The 15,831-nt window shown below is 31.0% G+C and carries 18 protein-coding genes and 2 rRNA genes; 2 read left to right on the forward strand and 18 right to left on the reverse strand.

Features of this window, described 5'->3' with window-relative positions:
* Positions 1 to 109: 109 nt before the first annotated feature.
* From E0E45_RS07520 to E0E45_RS07555, 8 genes are all read right to left on the reverse strand, one after another.
* Positions 110 to 394: an HU family DNA-binding protein gene (locus E0E45_RS07520; protein WP_130890602.1), complete on the reverse strand. Its 285-nt coding sequence runs from the start codon at positions 392 to 394 to the stop codon at positions 110 to 112.
* A gap of 9 nt (positions 395 to 403) precedes the next feature.
* The gene (locus tag E0E45_RS07525) at positions 404 to 685 is read right to left on the reverse strand and encodes an HU family DNA-binding protein (RefSeq protein ID WP_130890603.1); all 282 of its coding nucleotides are present in this window, start codon (positions 683 to 685) and stop codon (positions 404 to 406) included.
* The gene (locus E0E45_RS07530) at positions 685 to 1,113 is read right to left on the reverse strand and encodes a hypothetical protein (RefSeq protein WP_130890604.1); all 429 of its coding nucleotides are present in this window, start codon (positions 1,111 to 1,113) and stop codon (positions 685 to 687) included. The genes E0E45_RS07525 and E0E45_RS07530 overlap by 1 nt, the downstream gene beginning before the upstream one ends.
* A 109-nt stretch (positions 1,114 to 1,222) precedes the next feature.
* Complete coding sequence (locus E0E45_RS07535) at positions 1,223 to 1,618, reverse strand: adhesion protein FadA (RefSeq protein ID WP_130890605.1); 396 nt, start codon at positions 1,616 to 1,618, stop codon at positions 1,223 to 1,225.
* 49 nt (positions 1,619 to 1,667) lie between these two features.
* Positions 1,668 to 2,057 carry an adhesion protein FadA gene (locus tag E0E45_RS07540; protein WP_130890606.1) on the reverse strand — a complete coding sequence of 130 codons (390 nt, stop codon included), beginning with the start codon at positions 2,055 to 2,057 and terminating at the stop codon, positions 1,668 to 1,670.
* Between the two features lie 53 nt (positions 2,058 to 2,110).
* Positions 2,111 to 2,626, reverse strand: a complete 516-nt coding sequence (locus E0E45_RS07545; RefSeq protein WP_130890607.1) for a hypothetical protein — start codon at positions 2,624 to 2,626, stop codon at positions 2,111 to 2,113.
* Positions 2,623 to 3,156 (reverse strand): hypothetical protein, encoded by a 534-nt coding sequence (locus tag E0E45_RS07550; protein WP_130890608.1) that lies wholly within the window; start codon positions 3,154 to 3,156, stop codon positions 2,623 to 2,625. Before E0E45_RS07550 ends, E0E45_RS07545 begins: the two co-directional genes overlap by 4 nt.
* A 37-nt stretch (positions 3,157 to 3,193) precedes the next feature.
* Complete coding sequence (locus tag E0E45_RS07555) at positions 3,194 to 3,436, reverse strand: hypothetical protein (RefSeq protein WP_130890609.1); 243 nt, start codon at positions 3,434 to 3,436, stop codon at positions 3,194 to 3,196.
* A 175-nt stretch (positions 3,437 to 3,611) separates the two neighbouring features.
* Between E0E45_RS07555 and E0E45_RS07560 the strand changes: the two genes are divergently transcribed.
* Positions 3,612 to 4,208: a tyrosine-type recombinase/integrase gene (locus E0E45_RS07560; RefSeq protein WP_130890610.1), complete on the forward strand. Its 597-nt coding sequence runs from the start codon at positions 3,612 to 3,614 to the stop codon at positions 4,206 to 4,208.
* 431 nt (positions 4,209 to 4,639) lie between these two features.
* Here the strand turns inward: E0E45_RS07560 and E0E45_RS07565 are convergent, their stop codons facing one another.
* A complete protein-coding gene (locus tag E0E45_RS07565) occupies positions 4,640 to 5,068 on the reverse strand; it encodes a hypothetical protein (RefSeq protein ID WP_130890611.1) in 429 nt (142 codons plus the stop codon).
* Between the two features lie 636 nt (positions 5,069 to 5,704).
* Here E0E45_RS07565 and E0E45_RS07570 point away from each other — a divergent pair.
* Positions 5,705 to 6,070 carry a hypothetical protein gene (locus tag E0E45_RS07570; protein ID WP_130890612.1) on the forward strand — a complete coding sequence of 122 codons (366 nt, stop codon included), beginning with the start codon at positions 5,705 to 5,707 and terminating at the stop codon, positions 6,068 to 6,070.
* A gap of 136 nt (positions 6,071 to 6,206) precedes the next feature.
* Here E0E45_RS07570 and E0E45_RS07575 read toward each other — a convergent pair whose 3' ends face one another.
* From E0E45_RS07575 to E0E45_RS07615, 9 genes are all read right to left on the reverse strand, one after another.
* Positions 6,207 to 6,914, reverse strand: a complete 708-nt coding sequence (locus E0E45_RS07575) for a queuosine precursor transporter (RefSeq protein WP_130890613.1) — start codon at positions 6,912 to 6,914, stop codon at positions 6,207 to 6,209.
* A 20-nt stretch (positions 6,915 to 6,934) separates the two neighbouring features.
* Positions 6,935 to 7,639 carry a radical SAM protein gene (locus tag E0E45_RS07580; protein WP_130890614.1) on the reverse strand — a complete coding sequence of 235 codons (705 nt, stop codon included), beginning with the start codon at positions 7,637 to 7,639 and terminating at the stop codon, positions 6,935 to 6,937.
* 257 nt (positions 7,640 to 7,896) lie between these two features.
* Entirely contained in the window at positions 7,897 to 8,442 is a 546-nt protein-coding gene (gene rnmV / locus E0E45_RS07585; RefSeq protein ID WP_130890615.1) for a ribonuclease M5, read from the reverse strand.
* Between the two features lie 135 nt (positions 8,443 to 8,577).
* Positions 8,578 to 9,606, reverse strand: coding sequence for an alpha/beta hydrolase (locus tag E0E45_RS07590; protein ID WP_130890616.1), 1,029 nt, complete (start codon positions 9,604 to 9,606; stop codon positions 8,578 to 8,580).
* Positions 9,607 to 9,632: 26 nt separating this feature from the next.
* Positions 9,633 to 11,024: an asparagine--tRNA ligase gene (asnS, locus tag E0E45_RS07595; protein WP_130890617.1), complete on the reverse strand. Its 1,392-nt coding sequence runs from the start codon at positions 11,022 to 11,024 to the stop codon at positions 9,633 to 9,635.
* 18 nt (positions 11,025 to 11,042) lie between these two features.
* A complete protein-coding gene (locus E0E45_RS07600) occupies positions 11,043 to 11,243 on the reverse strand; it encodes a DUF896 domain-containing protein (protein ID WP_130890618.1) in 201 nt (66 codons plus the stop codon).
* 168 nt (positions 11,244 to 11,411) lie between these two features.
* Complete coding sequence (locus E0E45_RS07605; protein WP_232044079.1) at positions 11,412 to 12,632, reverse strand: FtsW/RodA/SpoVE family cell cycle protein; 1,221 nt, start codon at positions 12,630 to 12,632, stop codon at positions 11,412 to 11,414.
* A gap of 76 nt (positions 12,633 to 12,708) precedes the next feature.
* A 5S ribosomal RNA gene (gene rrf, locus E0E45_RS07610) occupies positions 12,709 to 12,825 on the reverse strand.
* A gap of 70 nt (positions 12,826 to 12,895) precedes the next feature.
* Positions 12,896 to 15,806, reverse strand: a 23S ribosomal RNA gene (locus E0E45_RS07615).
* Positions 15,807 to 15,831 lie beyond the last annotated feature (25 nt).

The following is a 15,831-nucleotide window of genomic DNA, read 5'->3' on the forward strand; positions in this document are numbered from 1 at the left end:
AAATCTGATTTAATTTTCAGTTTGTCTCTTTTCAATTACATTACTTGTCTTAGAAATGCAATATATTTCTTATCTTTACCGTTAAACTCATAATTAGAGATAAAAAATATTATTTTTTATCTTGTATTTTATCTTTTAACTTGAATGAAGCATTAAATTTTACTTTCTTCATTTCAGTTGTTTGCATAAGCTCTCTTGTTTTTGGATTACTTATAGTTTTTGGTTTTATATTTCCAACAGTAAATACTCCTTTATTGAAGAATTGTACTTTACCATCTTTTTTTAAACCAGCTTCTATAATTTCTAGGATTGCTTCTACATCATCTTTTGCTTCTGCAATAGTTAAATTATTTAATTTTTTTCTGTATAGTTTAATAAAATCTTTCTTATTCATAGTACTCCTCTAGTCAACATTGATATTTTCTTTAAGTATTTTTCCCTGTCTGAAAACCAATTTATTTTTTGGTAAAGTTTTCTTAATTTTCTTTATTCTAGGATCACAGTATTCTCTAGCTCTTACAGGTTTTATTTCAAATATCCCCCATCCTTTAAATACTAGTTTTTTATCTTCTTGTAATATTTCTTCTACAGTTTCCCAAAAAGTTGAAATTCTGTTTTGAGCTTCTTTCAAGTTCTTCAGATTTCTTTCTTCCTTGTAAACTTTTATAAAATCTTTCTCTTTCATTATTCCCTCCCTAAGTCGTTTGTTTCGCTTTCTTTAGAAAAATCATCTTCTGCTAGTGTTCTAGGAAGAAATTCAATAAATTTTTTAAATCTTTGATCATTTAATCTTAAATTCTTAATTATTACTGTTTTACTTTTAGCTGAATAAATATTTACAATATTTTGTTCTTCTTTTTTCTCTAATAGTATTATTATATTTGAATTATTTTTATCATCTACTGCGTTTAAATATTTCATTTCTAAATATTTGCCCATAAGTATCTGTTCTTTCAGCCATTGTATATTTCCTAAGAATTTATAATAGAATCTCACTCCAACTTTATTACTCAAATTCCTTATTACCAAAGCAGTTTTTAATTTGATAAAGATAAATACTGTTAAAAATATAACTACCAAATATAAAATCAATTTTGAGTCTAAATAATTCATTTTTATATCTCACTTTCTCTATCTCTATTTAATCAATGAGAGAGAATTAAGAGTAAACTCTTAACTCCTCTCTCATTTAACTATACCTAAGAGAATATAGTTAAACAAATTACTCTGCTCTTAAACTTTTTAATTGATTAAATTCGAATATTTTTCTTTCTTCTACTTTAGATTGTTTGTCAATTTCTGTAAGGAATCCTTGGTATTGTTTTAATAAGTTTTTCATTTCATTAGAATAAATGCTTCTTCCTTCCATAGAAGTCATATAGTTGATTCTTTCTCCACATTTATTTCTAAGATTTGTAAGTGCATTAAGATTATTTTGAGCTGATTTTGCAATTTGCTCCTCTTCTTTAAATCTTTCATTTTCTTTTTGCTCAAGCATTTTTAATTCTGCCTCTAGTTGAGAAAATCTTGAATCTACTCCTGCTGCTGGTGCTGCTAATGATACGCTCGATACTAGTAATAATGCTGCTCCTAATAACATAGTTGTTTTTATTTTCATAATAATACTTTCCTCCTAGTTTTATTTTCTTTAGTAATTAAAACGCTTATTATTTTCCTTCTTTTACTGCTTGTAATTGTTGGAATCTGTTAATGATGCTTTCTTGCTCTTTCATTTGTCCTTCTAATTCTCTAAGGGCATCTTGATATTTTTTAGCTAATTCTCCATATTGCTCTTTGTAGAACTTAACATCTTTGATTTGTCCTAATTTTGCTGATTTAGTTGAGATTTGATTATATAATTCTCTTTGTTTAGCTAAAGTTGCTTTTGCAGTTTCAGCTATTTGTTTTTCAGAGTTATATCTCTCGTCCTCTTTTTGCATAAGCATTTTATATTCTTGCTCTAAAGTGTTGAAACGGCTTTCAAATTCCGCAGTCACCCCAGTAGAAAATGCTGTTGCTGATAATAAAATTGTTCCTGCTACTAATAATTTTTTCATGTTTACCTCCAAGTTTATAATATAGTTTTGTTTAGAAAACTTTTTTAACGTTATTATTTGTTCAATTTTTCCAGTTCAGCAAGTCTCTTTTCTAATTCTTTTACTCTTTCCTTGCTTACATTTTTTCCATCTAATTCATTATTTATATTAATAATCTCTCTAAATATCTCTTCTCTAGACATTCTTTGATCTTTTAGAGCCTGTTCTTTTGCAGCTGCTTCAGCTAATGCTTTTTCTTTAGCTTCCTGAGCTTTTAATATTTCCTGTCTTCTTGCTTCTTCAGCTTTTTGTTTATTTTCTAAAGCCTGTTGCTTCATCTCAGCTTCTTTAGCTGCTGCTTTTTGTTTCATTTCAGCTTCCTTCTGCTTCATTGCAGCTTCTTCAGCTAATGCTTTTTGTCTTAATTCTTCTCTTTTTGCTGCTTCTTCTTTTTCTTTTTTCTCTATTGCCAATCTAACTAGTCTTTCTCTTTGCATATCTTTCTCAGACATATTAGATGTGTTTGCAGTATTGTTGTTAGAACAGCTTATTAATAGTAAAGAACTCAAAATTATAAGTACCTTTTTCATATTTTTTCCACTTCCTTCCCATCAATTTTTTCTACTTGTTCATCTTTAATAATTCCCTCTTTTTTCAGGATATCATTCAATTTATATTTTTCGATTATAGAATTATAGTACTCAACTTGTGCTTGATTATACTTTTCTATAGCTAAACTTTTATACAATATTGGAAGCATTTCCTCTAAAGGTTTATCATCAAATTGATCTTTATGTCTTTTATAAAAATCCGCTGCTTCATCATCAGTAATTTGTGTTTTATTTTTTAATTCTCTTTCAATAAAGTAATTTATTTTAAGCTGATTTTGAGCTACTTGGATGTTTTCTAATTCCTCAGGTGTAAATTCAGCTTTTTTTACTTCTTCCAGTAATGCTTTATAAACTAATAATCTTGCTACTTCATCCTTATCTTTCTTTTTTTCTTGTTCTGTCAAAGTTATTTTTGTTGGAACATTAGTATTAGTTTTGTTTGTATCATTACAACCTACTATCAGCATCCCCGCTGCGATAATAGAAACTATTCCACAAATTTTTTTCATTAAAAATCCTCCCAGTATTTTGTTTTAAAGAAAATTACTATTTCATCTCTTTAATTTTTTCTTTTATTCTCTGAATTTCGTACTCATTTCTTTCCTTTTCTGTCATTCTAGAAATTTCAGCAGCCTTTCTAGCTTGCTCTGCTTCTTTTTCCCTTTCTTTTTCATAATATTCTCTCCTTCTTTGATTAAGAATATCTAAAGGGTCATCACTGCTCTCTTTTGTATTTGAACAGCTAACTACTAAAATGGCTGATAGAAATAAAAAACTTAGTTTCTTCATAATTCCCTCCCAATTTCATCTTATTCGTAACTTATAATAGTTAAAAGGATCTGCCAATCCTTTTATTTAATTACGCTTTTTCATTAGGTAATAAAAATATCTTATATTAACCATTAAAAGCGATCTATTAATGAAATTATCACGATTTTCGAAAAAATCAAAAAAGGAGAAAAAAATGGATAAAAGAGGACAAGAAGTAAAATACATCTGTAAGGAAGATTTAAAAAAATTAAGAAAATATTTCAAATTAAATGATAAAGTAGTAATCCTAGCATTAATAAATATAGGGGTAAATGTTGGGCTAAGAATTTCTGATTTGTCAAAAATAAGATTTGAAGATATAAATTCTGAATATGTAGTAAAATTAAAAGAAAAGAAAACTAAAAAGATGAGAGAGATTAAATTAAATACTGTCTGTCAAAGGTCAATAGAAGAATTAAAGAACTATTACGAATCTTTGGGGTATTCTAGAGAAAGAGGATTTTTATTTAAATCTTTAAATAGAAAGTATGTGAAAGAACTCTTTGATAAGCCTATTTCTACTGTATCAATAAGTAAATATTTGAATCAGGCTAAAGCAGATTTGAACATTGCTTACCCAATTGGGACTCACTCTTTAAGAAAAACATGGGGGCATACAGTTTATAGAGGAACTTTGGATATAGCCTTAGTTATGTCTATATTCAATCACTCCTCTGCAGAACAAACATTAAAGTATATAGGAATAGAGCAAGAAATGATTAACAAAGTGTATGATAAATTCAAGATATAAGTTCAATTTTTTAAGTTTATAGAAAGAAAATAGTTAATTTATTTAAAAAAAATAGTTGATTTATTTTCAAAAATACGATATTATAAAAAAGAGAAATGGTTAATATAAGATATTTATATTAACCATTATTTACTTTATATCTCTTATATACTAGATATTACAGAAAAAACACTTTTTTCCTTTTAAAAAACTTTATTTTTTAAATAAAAATAAGAATTTTTTATATAAAAGACGTTTTTAAACATATTTAAACTTTTAAAATTTTCTTTTTACGTTTAGATGCAGTTTAATAAAAAGGATCGATTTTTTTATCTGGATTTTTTAAAAATCAATAATGTCCTATGTGAACAAGAAGTTCTGAACCCTTATTAGAAAAGCCTGACTAGTTTTTAAAGTCAGGCTTTTATTTATGTAAATCTAACCTAAATTTATTATACTTCTTTTTCAATTTTCTCATTTTTATCTTCATTAATATACTCTTTTAAAGTTTCATTTAAATTGTATTTTTCAACTATGCTATTAATTATTACAAGTTTTTCTTCTCCAATTTTTTGATTTATCAAAGACTGCTGTAATTGTGGATATATTTCTGTTATATTTTTATCTTTTAAAACTTCAGCATTATTCTTATATATTTCTAAAAGCTCATAATCTGATATTGTAATATTTTTTTGTGCTAGAGTTCCTAAATAAAATTCAATTTCCATATTTAACTTTAATTCTTCTAAATATTTTTTTTCTTCTTCATTATATTCTTTTGCTTCCATTTCAGCTAATATAGCTTTTCTCACAAGTAATTGTGCTACAGCATCCTTATTTTCCTTTACGCTTTCTAATTCTTTTTCTGTTAATCTTATCATCTTTCCTCCTTAGATATTTTGTTTTTTACCTATCTGAAGCTTTCATATCAATATAATATTTATACAATTCTTTTCTGTTAAAAAATCAATACAATAGTTTTTGATACTTTATCCCCCAAATCTTATTTAACTATTAATTTTTTTATATCTTATTTTTTTAATCTCCCTCCTTTTGATTCACTATTTGATTTTTTTAAATTATTTGTTTGTTTTTTGTGTGACAATTTTAGTAACACATAATTATTATAACACAAAAAATATTAATTCAACATTTTATAAGAAAATAAATAAGCAAATACTATTCTATAACTTTAAAAAATTTCAATAAAAAAATTTTTTTATTTTTTTCTGTATGATGATATTTTATTAAAACTAATTTCTATGCTTTTATAATTTTATTTATCTTATTTATTTCTTTAAAATTAATTTTTAATTCATAAAATTTTCTAACTGTAAAAATTTCTCTTCTCTCTCTATTCATATGAAATTTTTGTCACAAAGGTGTATAATTTTAAAATGATTTTATTAGCTATTAGATAATGTTTTTTATTTATAAATATTAAATTAAAAAATTTTAATTTAAAAATAAAAATGTTATAATTTTACTATAAATATCATAATTTTAGAGGTGAAAACATGACTGAATTTGAAAAGAAAGAGTTAGCTGAAAAATTTGATGTAAATACTTTAATAAATTATCTTGAAGATAATAATAACCTTGTTGTTAAATTTTTATTTAGTGAAAATGAGCATGATTTCCCATTAGAAATATTTGATATTCTTCTCAGAGAAGTTCAGCTTTTAAAAAAAGTATGTGATGATATGGAAGAATGGAAAGATTTAATAAAAGTATATACTAATAATATAATTTCTGTAAAAGAGGATATGAAGCTTTTTTATTATATTCAAAATGGAGAAATTAAAAGTATTCCTGTTTCAAATGAAATAAGAGAAAAGCTTGAAAATAAAGTTAGTCTTTGCATTGATGAAAATTTAATATAATAATATATAGAAAAAGAGATTGACCCTCAAAATTAAAATAAATTTTAGCATTTTCTAAATTTAGAAAGATATGTATAGCCTTTCTGCTGAAAAAGTCTTAAATTTTTAATTTTCCCATTAGTCAATCTCTTTTTAATTACAACTCTGCTTCTTTTATTTTCCCACTTAATTTTAAATGATTGGCAATATATACAAATGGTGTGTCAAATACTGCCACTATAAATTTCATACAATAAGTAGTAATGAATATTTCTATCAGCACCTCTCTTGGATATACACCCCAGAAAGCTATTAATGTAAAAATGCTGTTATCTATAAGCTGGCTTATCATTGTGCTCATATTATTTCTGATCCAGATATGCTTTCTTTCACTAAATTTCTTCCTCCACATCTCATACGCCCATATATCATGACTTTGAGATATCCAGTATGAAACAAGAGAAGCTATTGCTATTCTTGGCATAAAATCAAATATTCTTTTTACTCCATTAAAAGTAAGCAGTCCTTCTTCTACATTTGAAGGAGTAAAAGCCACAGCTATCTGCATTATCAATGTCATTACTAGCAATGAGAAAAAACCTATTTTTACAGCTTTTTTAGCATGTTCTTTTCCATAATTCTCTGCAAGTATATCAGTTACTAAAAATCCTCCAGCATAAAGTATATTTCCCAAAGTAGTTCCAAAACCAAATAAGTCAACCAACATAACCACTTGAATATTAGCCAGTATTGTAGATATTGGTATCCATGCATACAACCCTATTTTCCCAAATTTAGAATAAGCAAATATTATTGCTAAAAAATTTACCAGCAGCATTATTGCCCATAAAAATTCATTTCTCATTTTTCCTCCTCCAAATATATTTATTGTTCAAAAACTCCTAAATCTTTATTATCAAGAAGTAATTCCACTCTGTCATCAGATGTTAAATACGAATATTTTCCTACAAACCATTTTACCAGTTCCTCATCTCTCTCTATTACAGTTCCATTATTAATAAAAATATTTATTGTTACCCCTTTAAAATTCTCTAAAGCAATTTTGATATCATTTTCTATCATTTTCTTAGTTTGTCCTTTTACACATACTAACAAGCATACAGAAAATAATTTCTTGCTGACTTCTACTATTTCCTCTTCCCTCATAACAAAGTTTTTATTATATACTTTTACTCTAAAGTCATTATCAAATGTTTCTACTCCCATCCTAAATCGTATTTCTACATCTGGAAAATATCTCTTAATTTCATCAAGTCTTTTTATATATCCATAATAAATCTCAAAATAAAGAATTTTTATATTCTTCTCTACAACTATTCTTTTTATTTCTTCTAAAGTTTTTGGCGTCAATTCAAAAACTGAGCCAGAATTTATGACTTCTAAAACTCCATATTCTCCTGTTATCTCTTTTAAAACTTCCATATTTACATTATCTATTTCTTTTTCATCCAAAGAATTATCCTCTATATAATTACAAAAACTGCATTTGCCATATTTACATGGAAAGCTTTTTAAAAGAACTATCTCTCTTTGATGTTTATCAATGATTTTATTGTATCTTATTCCCATTTTTACTCCTTAATCTAAAATTTTTCAAAAAAAAAGCAGAGTAGAAACCCTGCATAAATAAAAAAAGACTAGTTTTTTATAGATGGTTGGTTCACGCTAGGACATCTCCCTCACATAGAGGATTTAGTGATTTATTTAATTTAACAACATATTTTATATGTAATTCAATAAAAAGTCAATACTAATTTAATGGAAAAGAATAGCTTATAAACATAAATTAACTTAAATTTTATATTTTATAAGCCTTCTTCAATATTCTAAATATTTTTTAGAGCTTCTTCAAATTCTTCTTTAGATATTCCATATCTATTTAATCTCGATAAGAATTGCTTCCCATTAGAGTATCCTATTCCTAATTTTCCACCAACTTTTTCTCTTCTAACACTTGCATCTCCACTTCCTACAAGCCCACAATCCATCAAATAATCCATTGTAAAGATTGCATCCTTATCTTCCAGCACACTGCATCTAGCTTTCTCCAAAGCATTGATAATAGCTTCAGGAGATGCATTCTCTACACCTACATCTCCATCTTTTGTTCCTTCTATTCTTCTAATGTATGCATCTTTTGCCTCTGGAAAAAATTTATGTATATATTTTCTGATTTCCTCTCCAGCATGATCAGGATCAGTAAGAATTATTATTCCTCTATTTTGATCTGCTACTCTTATTTTTTCAATAGTTCCCTGCTTTCTCACTGCAAATCCATTTACTTGTATTATTTCAGCATCAACAGCAGCTTTTACTGCTGATATATCATCTCTTCCCTCTACAACTATTATTTCTTTTATACTTTTTTTCATCATTACCTCTCAAATATCTCTTTATCTTGATTTATCAACCTATATATTGTAACAGAAATAACAGAAAAATAATAGAGTTTAATAAAAAAACTCTCTGAAGATTTTTTAATATCAACAAAGAGTTTTATGTACATACTACTTATTTATTTTTTCATTGAAGAATTTTAAGAAATTAGTCATATCCCTGGCTACATAATCCCATGTATGTGTTTCTCCATCACATAAGTACCCTTTAAAGTTATACTTATTCTTTTTCATTCTTCCCATTACATCCAGCCATTGCTGAAGCATCAAATGATTTACTCTATCCTCTATTCCAACACTGGCATAAAAATATTTATTACTCAGTTTTTCAGCTTCCATATATTTTATCATGCTGTATGGATCTTCTTTTAATATCTTATAACCCCATGACCCAAAAACTCTTATAAACTGTCTTTTATCAACATCATTAAAAAGAAATTTTGGTATATACATGAATTTAAACAATCTTATAACTCTTCTATTGACACTCATTCTTACAAGATTTATTGCTCCTGAAAAACTTCCAATAACTTTAAATATGTCTATGTATTTAAGTCCCAGCTTAAAAGCTGCATAACCTCCCATAGAAAATCCAACTATTCCTAAAGGTGATTTGGGAACTTTTCTTTTTATCTCTGGAATAAGCTCACTAATTATATAATTTTCATACTGATAACCTTTTTCTGCAGAAAAATTAGAATACCAGCTTTGCCCTTCTTCACCAGAACCTGCCAAAATAAATATCATTGGTTCTATATCTCCTTTTTTCAAAAGAGATAGATAGTTTTCTAATAATTTTCCTTTTTCCAGCCAATCTTTATTTTCATCTCTTAGCCCATGAAGAAGAAAAAGACAAGGAATTCCATCTTTTATATTATCTTTAGGGGTAATAATAGTATATTTCATCTCTTCATCAACAAAAGAGCTTTTAATATTTCTTTCTTCTAGAGTTACATACTCATCAATTTCAACTTGAGATATATTTGAATAACTTTCATCTGAATTTTTTATAAATTCAATTTCTTCAAAACTGTTAACTCTTTTTAATTTTCTGGCAAGTTTTGATTTATAAGGATAAGTTATTATATAAAATATCCCTAATATAATCATTCCCCAGAGCAAAAAAAATTTCAATACCATTCTGATCCCCTTAATTAATCTTCAAATTAAAATTCTGCATTATTAGGCGTTCTTGGGAATGGAAGTACGTCACGAATATTTGTCATTCCTGTTACATACATAATTATTCTTTCAAGTCCTAATCCATATCCTGAATGTGGGAAGCTTCCATATTTTCTCAAGTCTAAGTAGAATCCATAATCTTCTATATTCATTCCTAGTTCATTCATTCTTCCCTCAAGAATTTCAAGATTATCCTCTCTTTGAGAACCACCTATTATTTCTCCTATTCCAGGAGCCAGTAAATCCATTGCTCTTACAGTTTTTCCATCTTCATTAAGTTTCATATAAAAAGCTTTTATATCTTTTGGATAATCAGTAAGGAAAACTGGTTTTTGGAAATGTTCCTCTGCTAAATATCTTTCATGTTCACTTTGAAGGTCGATTCCCCATTTTACTGGATAATCAAATTTCTTTCCTGATTTTTCAAGTATTTCTATAGCTTCAGTATATGTAAGTCTTCCAAAGTCGCTATTTAATACATTGTTAAGTTTATCAAATAAACCTTTTTCAATAAATTGATTGAAGAATTCCATTTCTTCAGGACATTGTTCTAAAACATATTTAATTATATATTTTACCATGGCTTCAGCAAGTTCCATATTAGCTTCAAGATCAGCAAAGGCTATTTCTGGTTCTATCATCCAGAATTCTGAAGCATGTCTTGCAGTATTAGAATACTCAGCTCTAAATGTAGGACCAAATGTATATATATTTCTGAAAGCAGCGCAATAAGTTTCTCCACTTAGCTGTCCACTTACAGTTAGATTAGTCTCTTTTCCAAAGAAGTCTTTTGAAGAATCTACTTTTCCATCTTCACCTTTAGGCAAATCATTTAAATCTAAAGTAGTTACTCTAAACATTTCTCCAGCACCTTCAGCATCAGAACCAGTTATTATTGGAGTATGTACATATACAAATCCATTTTCTTGGAAAAATTTATGAATAGCATAAGCTATAACTGATCTTACTCTAAATACAGCTGAGAATGTATTAGTTCTAGGTCTTAAATGAGCTTTTGTTCTCAAGTATTCAAAAGTATGCCTTTTATTTTGTAAAGGATAATCTAAGTCTGCTTTTTGATATATTTCTACACCATCTGCTACTATTTCTATATCTTGTCCAGCCCCTTGAGATCTTACTAATTTTCCATTTACTTTTATTGAAGAAATTATAGATAAACGTGAAACTTCATCAAAGTTATCTAATTTTGTATCAAATACTATTTGGATTCCTTTGAAAAATGATCCATCATTGATTTCTATAAAACCAAAATTCTTTTGAACTCTGATTTTCTTTATCCATCCTGAAATTTCTACTTCTTGATCAATAAATTTTTCTTTATCTCTGTATAGAGATTTTACTGTTACTTTTTCCATTTTTACCCCCGTAAAACTTTATATTATTTTTGTACTGTTTTCAACTTCTCCATCTACTATTGTTATATTATCTAAATGTCCTTTTACTTGAGCTCTAAATTGCTCCATATACATTTTTCTAAATAATTCTCTATCTTTTTTCTCCTCAGAAGTCAGTTCTCTTTCTCTTGAAAGCCTTGTAAAATAGTTTATTTTCTCTATTATTTTATTCATTTCCATATTATTTATCTCCTCATTAATTATTTTATTTTCTTTCCCTTATAAAATGCTTAATTCTTAAAATAAAAAATTAATAAAGTCATTATATCATATATAAGATAGGAATTAAAGTCCCTCTTTTAGAAGTTATCCATTTTTTATAAAAATTTATACTTAAATCTATTTTTTTTACTCTTCAGAGTTTATATTTCCTATTATTCCAAAGGCTGAAAATATGGTTATAAGTGAAGTTCCCCCATAACTGAATATTGGCATAGGTATTCCAAATACTGGAAGCATACCTAATGCAACATATATATTTATCAATACTTGTGTTATCAGATACCCCCCAATACCAATTGCCAGATATTTTCCAAAGTAACTTTTACACTCCATAGCAGTTCTTTTTATAAGATTAAATATCAAAAAGAAAAATATCATTATAATAAACATTCCAATGAATCCAAGTTCTTCTCCATATGAAGCCAGAATAAAATCTGTTCTTATTTCTGGAAGATAGCTATATTTTTGCACTCCATTTGCATATCCTTTTCCTAAAATACCTCCACTTCCAAAAGCCAGAAGAGATTGTCCCACCTGATATCCTATAGCATTATCATATTCATTATTAAGAAGCCCATTTAAAAAACTTCCTATTCTTCTCATCTTATATCCTTTTTCTGAAACATCACCTAAATGATGAACATACAAACATATACTAGCCATTCCAACTACTCCTGCCATTACTACTGATACTATCCACTTAGTATCTATTTTTGTCATAAAAAGCATAAAAAGCAGTATAGCTATATAATGTATCATCGTTCCCAAATCATCTTGAAACATTATAAAGAATCCAAATAAAAGCATTATTGGCATAACAGAAAAAACTATTGAAAGATTTTTAGCTCCATCTCTTTCACATCTCTCCAGAATGTGTGCAATAAGGATTATAAAAGGAAGTTTCAATAATTCTGCTGGCTGCAAACTAAATCCAAATATACGTATCCATCCTATGGCTCCATTTATTCTTGGAACTATTCCAGGAAACATTCGAGCTCCTATTAAAATAAATGAAAATAAAACCACAGTTATTATTAAAAGAAATAAATTAAATCCATTTCTATTATATTGTTTATAATTTATATTTCCAGTAATCATTAAAGCAATAAAAGCAATGAACATATATACAAGATAATTAGTGAAAATTCCTATACCTCTTGTGTAGATAGTATAAAAACTTGCACTAAGCATATTTAATACACTTAATATAATTAAAATAAGAATAGAACCCATCATAGTCATATTTCGTCTTTTCTTTCTTTTTCTCTCTTCTTTTTCTTTTTGTCCTTTTTTGAGAACATTTATTTTGTGGTAAATATTTTTATCATCTATATTTGCATTAGCCATTTGTCCTCCACTATAAACTCCAAAAAATAAAAAAATATTCCCCAAATGGAGAGTTCTAAAAAATATTATAAAAAAAGCTTGGCAAGTTCCTATCCTCCCAGGAGGCTTCCCTCCAAGTACTTTCAGCGTTTACGGGCTTAACTTCTGGGTTCGGAATGGGACCAGGTGTACCCCCGCAGCTATTCTTACCAAGCTGTGTCTTTATTTTTTCTAATAGACACTTGAAACTATATAGTAGCATACGCTTTCGCGCTTTCAATCTTTAGGTTAAAACTTTGACTTATTAGTATTGGTCAGCTAAAAGCCTCGCAGCTCTTACACCCCCAACCTATCAACCTTCTAGTCTCGAAGGAGTCTTAAAGAATACTTATCTTGAAGCTGGTTTCCCGCTTAGATGCTTTCAGCGGTTATCCGTTCCAAACGTGACTACCCAGCTGTGCCACTGGCGTGACAACTGGTACATCAGAGGTTTGTCCATCCCGGTCCTCTCGTACTAAGGACAGATCTTCTCAATATTCTAACGCCTACAGTGGATAGGGACCGAACTGTCTCACGACGTTCTGAACCCAGCTCACGTACCGCTTTAATGGGCGAACAGCCCAACCCTTGGGACCTTCTCCAGCCCCAGGATGCGATGAGCCGACATCGAGGTGCCAAACTTTGCCGTCGATATGGACTCTCGGGCAAAATCAGCCTGTTATCCCCAGGGTAGCTTTTATCCGTTGAGCGACGACCCTTCCATTCGGAATCGCCGGATCACTATGTCCTGCTTTCGCACCTGCTCGACCCGTCAGTCTCGCAGTTAAGCTCTCTTATGCCATTGCACTCTGCGGTTGATTTCCATCCAACCTGAGAGAACCTTTGAACGCCTCCGTTACTCTTTCGGAGGCGACCGCCCCAGTCAAACTGCCCACCTAGCACTGTTTCCGTGGCTGCAAACCACAGATTAGAATTTCGACATTGAATGGTTGGTATTCCACCGACAACTCCAATACAGCTAGCGCCATATCTTCATAGTTTCCCAACTATCCTATACATGCAATGCCAAAACCCAATACCAAGCTACAGTAAAGCTCCATGGGGTCTTTCCGTCCTACTGTAGGTAACCGGTATCTTCACCGGTAGTACAATTTCACCAGGCCTCCCGTCAAGACAGCGCTCAAATCATTACACCATTCGTGCAGGTCGGAACTTACCCGACAAGGAATTTCGCTACCTTAGGACCGTTATAGTTACGGCCGCCGTTCACCGGGGCTTCAATTCGGAGCTCTCACTCCTCCTCTTAACCTTCCGGCACTGGGCAGGTGTCAGCCCATATACATCGCCTTACAGCTTAGCATAGACCTGTGTTTTTGTTAAACAGTTGCTTGAGCCTCTTCACTGCGACCCCCAAATGCTTCATAATGCGTAATTACTAACATCCAGGGGCACCCCTTCTCCCAAAGTTACGGGGCAATTTTGCAGAGTTCCTTAACGAGAGTTAGCCTGTCCGCCTTAGATTTCTCATCCTGACCACCTGTGTCGGTTTCGGGTACGGGCAGTTATACCTTAACGTTAGAAGCTTTTCTCGGCAGCGTGGGATTTGTGCATTCATCTTACGACTATATATCACACCTCAAGTCTAATCTAGCGGATTTTCCTACTAGACCACTCTACATGCTTTTACGGGAACTTCCGTTCTCCCGCGCACATACCCTTCTGCGTCCCTCCATCACAAAATATAACTGGCACAGAAATATTAATCTGTTTTCCATTCGCCTACGCATTTTAGCCTCGGCTTAGGTCCCGGCTTACTCAGGGAAGACAAGCTTTACCCTGAAAACCTTGGTCTTCCGGCGAGGGGGATTCTCGCCCCCTTTCTCGCTACTTATTCCTGCATTCTCACTTCTGATACCTCCAGAGTTGCTTACGCTTCTCCTTCAACGGCCTACAGAACGCTCTCCTACCAATTGCTTGCGCAATTCCACAGCTTCGGTTTATAACTTAGCCCCGTTACATTGTCGGCGCAGAGACTCTCGACCAGTGAGCTATTACGCACTCTTTAAAGGTATGGCTGCTTCTAAGCCAACCTCCTGGTTGTTTGTGAATCTCCACCTCCTTTCCCACTTAGTTATAATTAGGGACCTTAGCTGGTGGTCTGGGTTGTTTCCCTTTTGACAATGGAAGTTAATTCCCATAGTCTCACTCCTGAGCTTTGAATTATGGTATTCGGAGTTTGATTGAATTCAGTAAGCAATATGCCCCCTAGTTCATTCAGTGCTCTACCCCCATAATTAAACACTCAAGGCTGCACCTAAATGCATTTCGGAGAGAACGAGCTATCTCCTAGTTCGATTGGCTTTTCACCCCTAAACCTACCTCATCTCCCAACTTTTCAACGGCGGTGAGTTCGGGCCTCCACTGTGTCTTACCACAGCTTCACCCTGGACAGGCTTAGATCACCAGGTTTCGCGTCTACGCCCAGCGACTATGTCGCCCTATTCAGACTCGGTTTCCCTTCGGCTCCGTTATACTTAACCTCGCCACTGAACGTAACTCGCAGGATCATTCTCCAAAAGGCACGCCATCACTCCGAAGAGCTCTGACCGCTTGTAAGCACACAGTTTCAGGTTCTATTTCACTCCCCTCCCGGGGTTCTTTTCACCTTTCCCTCACGGTACTATACGCTATCGGTTAGTAAGAGTATTTAGCCTTACGAGATATGGTCCTCGCAGATTCACACAGAATTCCTCGTGTTCCATGTTACTTGGGAGAGAACATACATTCTAATGAGTTTACCTGTACAGGATTATCACCTTCTACGATCTAGCTTTCCAACTAGTTCCAGTTCGGTCATTAGATATGTTGAATATCTTACAGTTCTTCAAACGTTCTTCCCACAACCCCATATAAGCAACGGCTGTATCCTTGACACTTATATGGTTTAGGCTCATCCCCGTTCGCTCGCCGCTACTTGGGGAATCGTTTTTACTTTCTTTTCCTCGAGTTACTTAGATGTTTCAGTTCACTCGGTACCCTCTTTCGTGCTAAGACTCCATCTTAGCAGATTGCTCCATTCGGAAATCTTGGGGTTGGCGCTCGTTTGCAGCTAACCCAAGCTTATCGCAGCTTACCACGTCCTTCATCGGCTCTTACTACCTAGGCATTCCCTGTGTGCCCTTAATTATTTTAACCTATTTTGTTTTTGTTTAATTTGATT

Source organism: Fusobacterium ulcerans ATCC 49185, from assembly GCF_900683735.1.
Classification (GTDB): Bacteria; Fusobacteriota; Fusobacteriia; order Fusobacteriales; family Fusobacteriaceae; genus Fusobacterium_A; species Fusobacterium_A ulcerans_A.

Coding starts and splice junctions, on each gene's coding strand:
- E0E45_RS07540 (WP_130890606.1), bottom strand. CDS start 2,057: ATGAAAAAATTATTAGTAGCAGGAACAATTTTATTATCAGCAACAGCA.
- E0E45_RS07605 (WP_232044079.1), bottom strand. CDS start 12,632: ATGGCTAATGCAAATATAGATGATAAAAATATTTACCACAAAATAAAT.
- E0E45_RS07565 (WP_130890611.1), bottom strand. CDS start 5,068: ATGATAAGATTAACAGAAAAAGAATTAGAAAGCGTAAAGGAAAATAAG.
- E0E45_RS07525 (WP_130890603.1), bottom strand. CDS start 685: ATGAAAGAGAAAGATTTTATAAAAGTTTACAAGGAAGAAAGAAATCTG.
- asnS (WP_130890617.1), bottom strand. CDS start 11,024: ATGGAAAAAGTAACAGTAAAATCTCTATACAGAGATAAAGAAAAATTT.
- E0E45_RS07590 (WP_130890616.1), bottom strand. CDS start 9,606: ATGGTATTGAAATTTTTTTTGCTCTGGGGAATGATTATATTAGGGATA.
- E0E45_RS07545 (WP_130890607.1), bottom strand. CDS start 2,626: ATGAAAAAGGTACTTATAATTTTGAGTTCTTTACTATTAATAAGCTGT.
- E0E45_RS07570 (WP_130890612.1), top strand. CDS start 5,705: ATGACTGAATTTGAAAAGAAAGAGTTAGCTGAAAAATTTGATGTAAAT.
- E0E45_RS07535 (WP_130890605.1), bottom strand. CDS start 1,618: ATGAAAATAAAAACAACTATGTTATTAGGAGCAGCATTATTACTAGTA.
- E0E45_RS07550 (WP_130890608.1), bottom strand. CDS start 3,156: ATGAAAAAAATTTGTGGAATAGTTTCTATTATCGCAGCGGGGATGCTG.
- E0E45_RS07520 (WP_130890602.1), bottom strand. CDS start 394: ATGAATAAGAAAGATTTTATTAAACTATACAGAAAAAAATTAAATAAT.
- E0E45_RS07555 (WP_130890609.1), bottom strand. CDS start 3,436: ATGAAGAAACTAAGTTTTTTATTTCTATCAGCCATTTTAGTAGTTAGC.
- E0E45_RS07560 (WP_130890610.1), top strand. CDS start 3,612: ATGGATAAAAGAGGACAAGAAGTAAAATACATCTGTAAGGAAGATTTA.
- rnmV (WP_130890615.1), bottom strand. CDS start 8,442: ATGAAAAAAAGTATAAAAGAAATAATAGTTGTAGAGGGAAGAGATGAT.
- E0E45_RS07575 (WP_130890613.1), bottom strand. CDS start 6,914: ATGAGAAATGAATTTTTATGGGCAATAATGCTGCTGGTAAATTTTTTA.
- E0E45_RS07580 (WP_130890614.1), bottom strand. CDS start 7,639: ATGGGAATAAGATACAATAAAATCATTGATAAACATCAAAGAGAGATA.
- E0E45_RS07600 (WP_130890618.1), bottom strand. CDS start 11,243: ATGGAAATGAATAAAATAATAGAGAAAATAAACTATTTTACAAGGCTT.
- E0E45_RS07530 (WP_130890604.1), bottom strand. CDS start 1,113: ATGAATTATTTAGACTCAAAATTGATTTTATATTTGGTAGTTATATTT.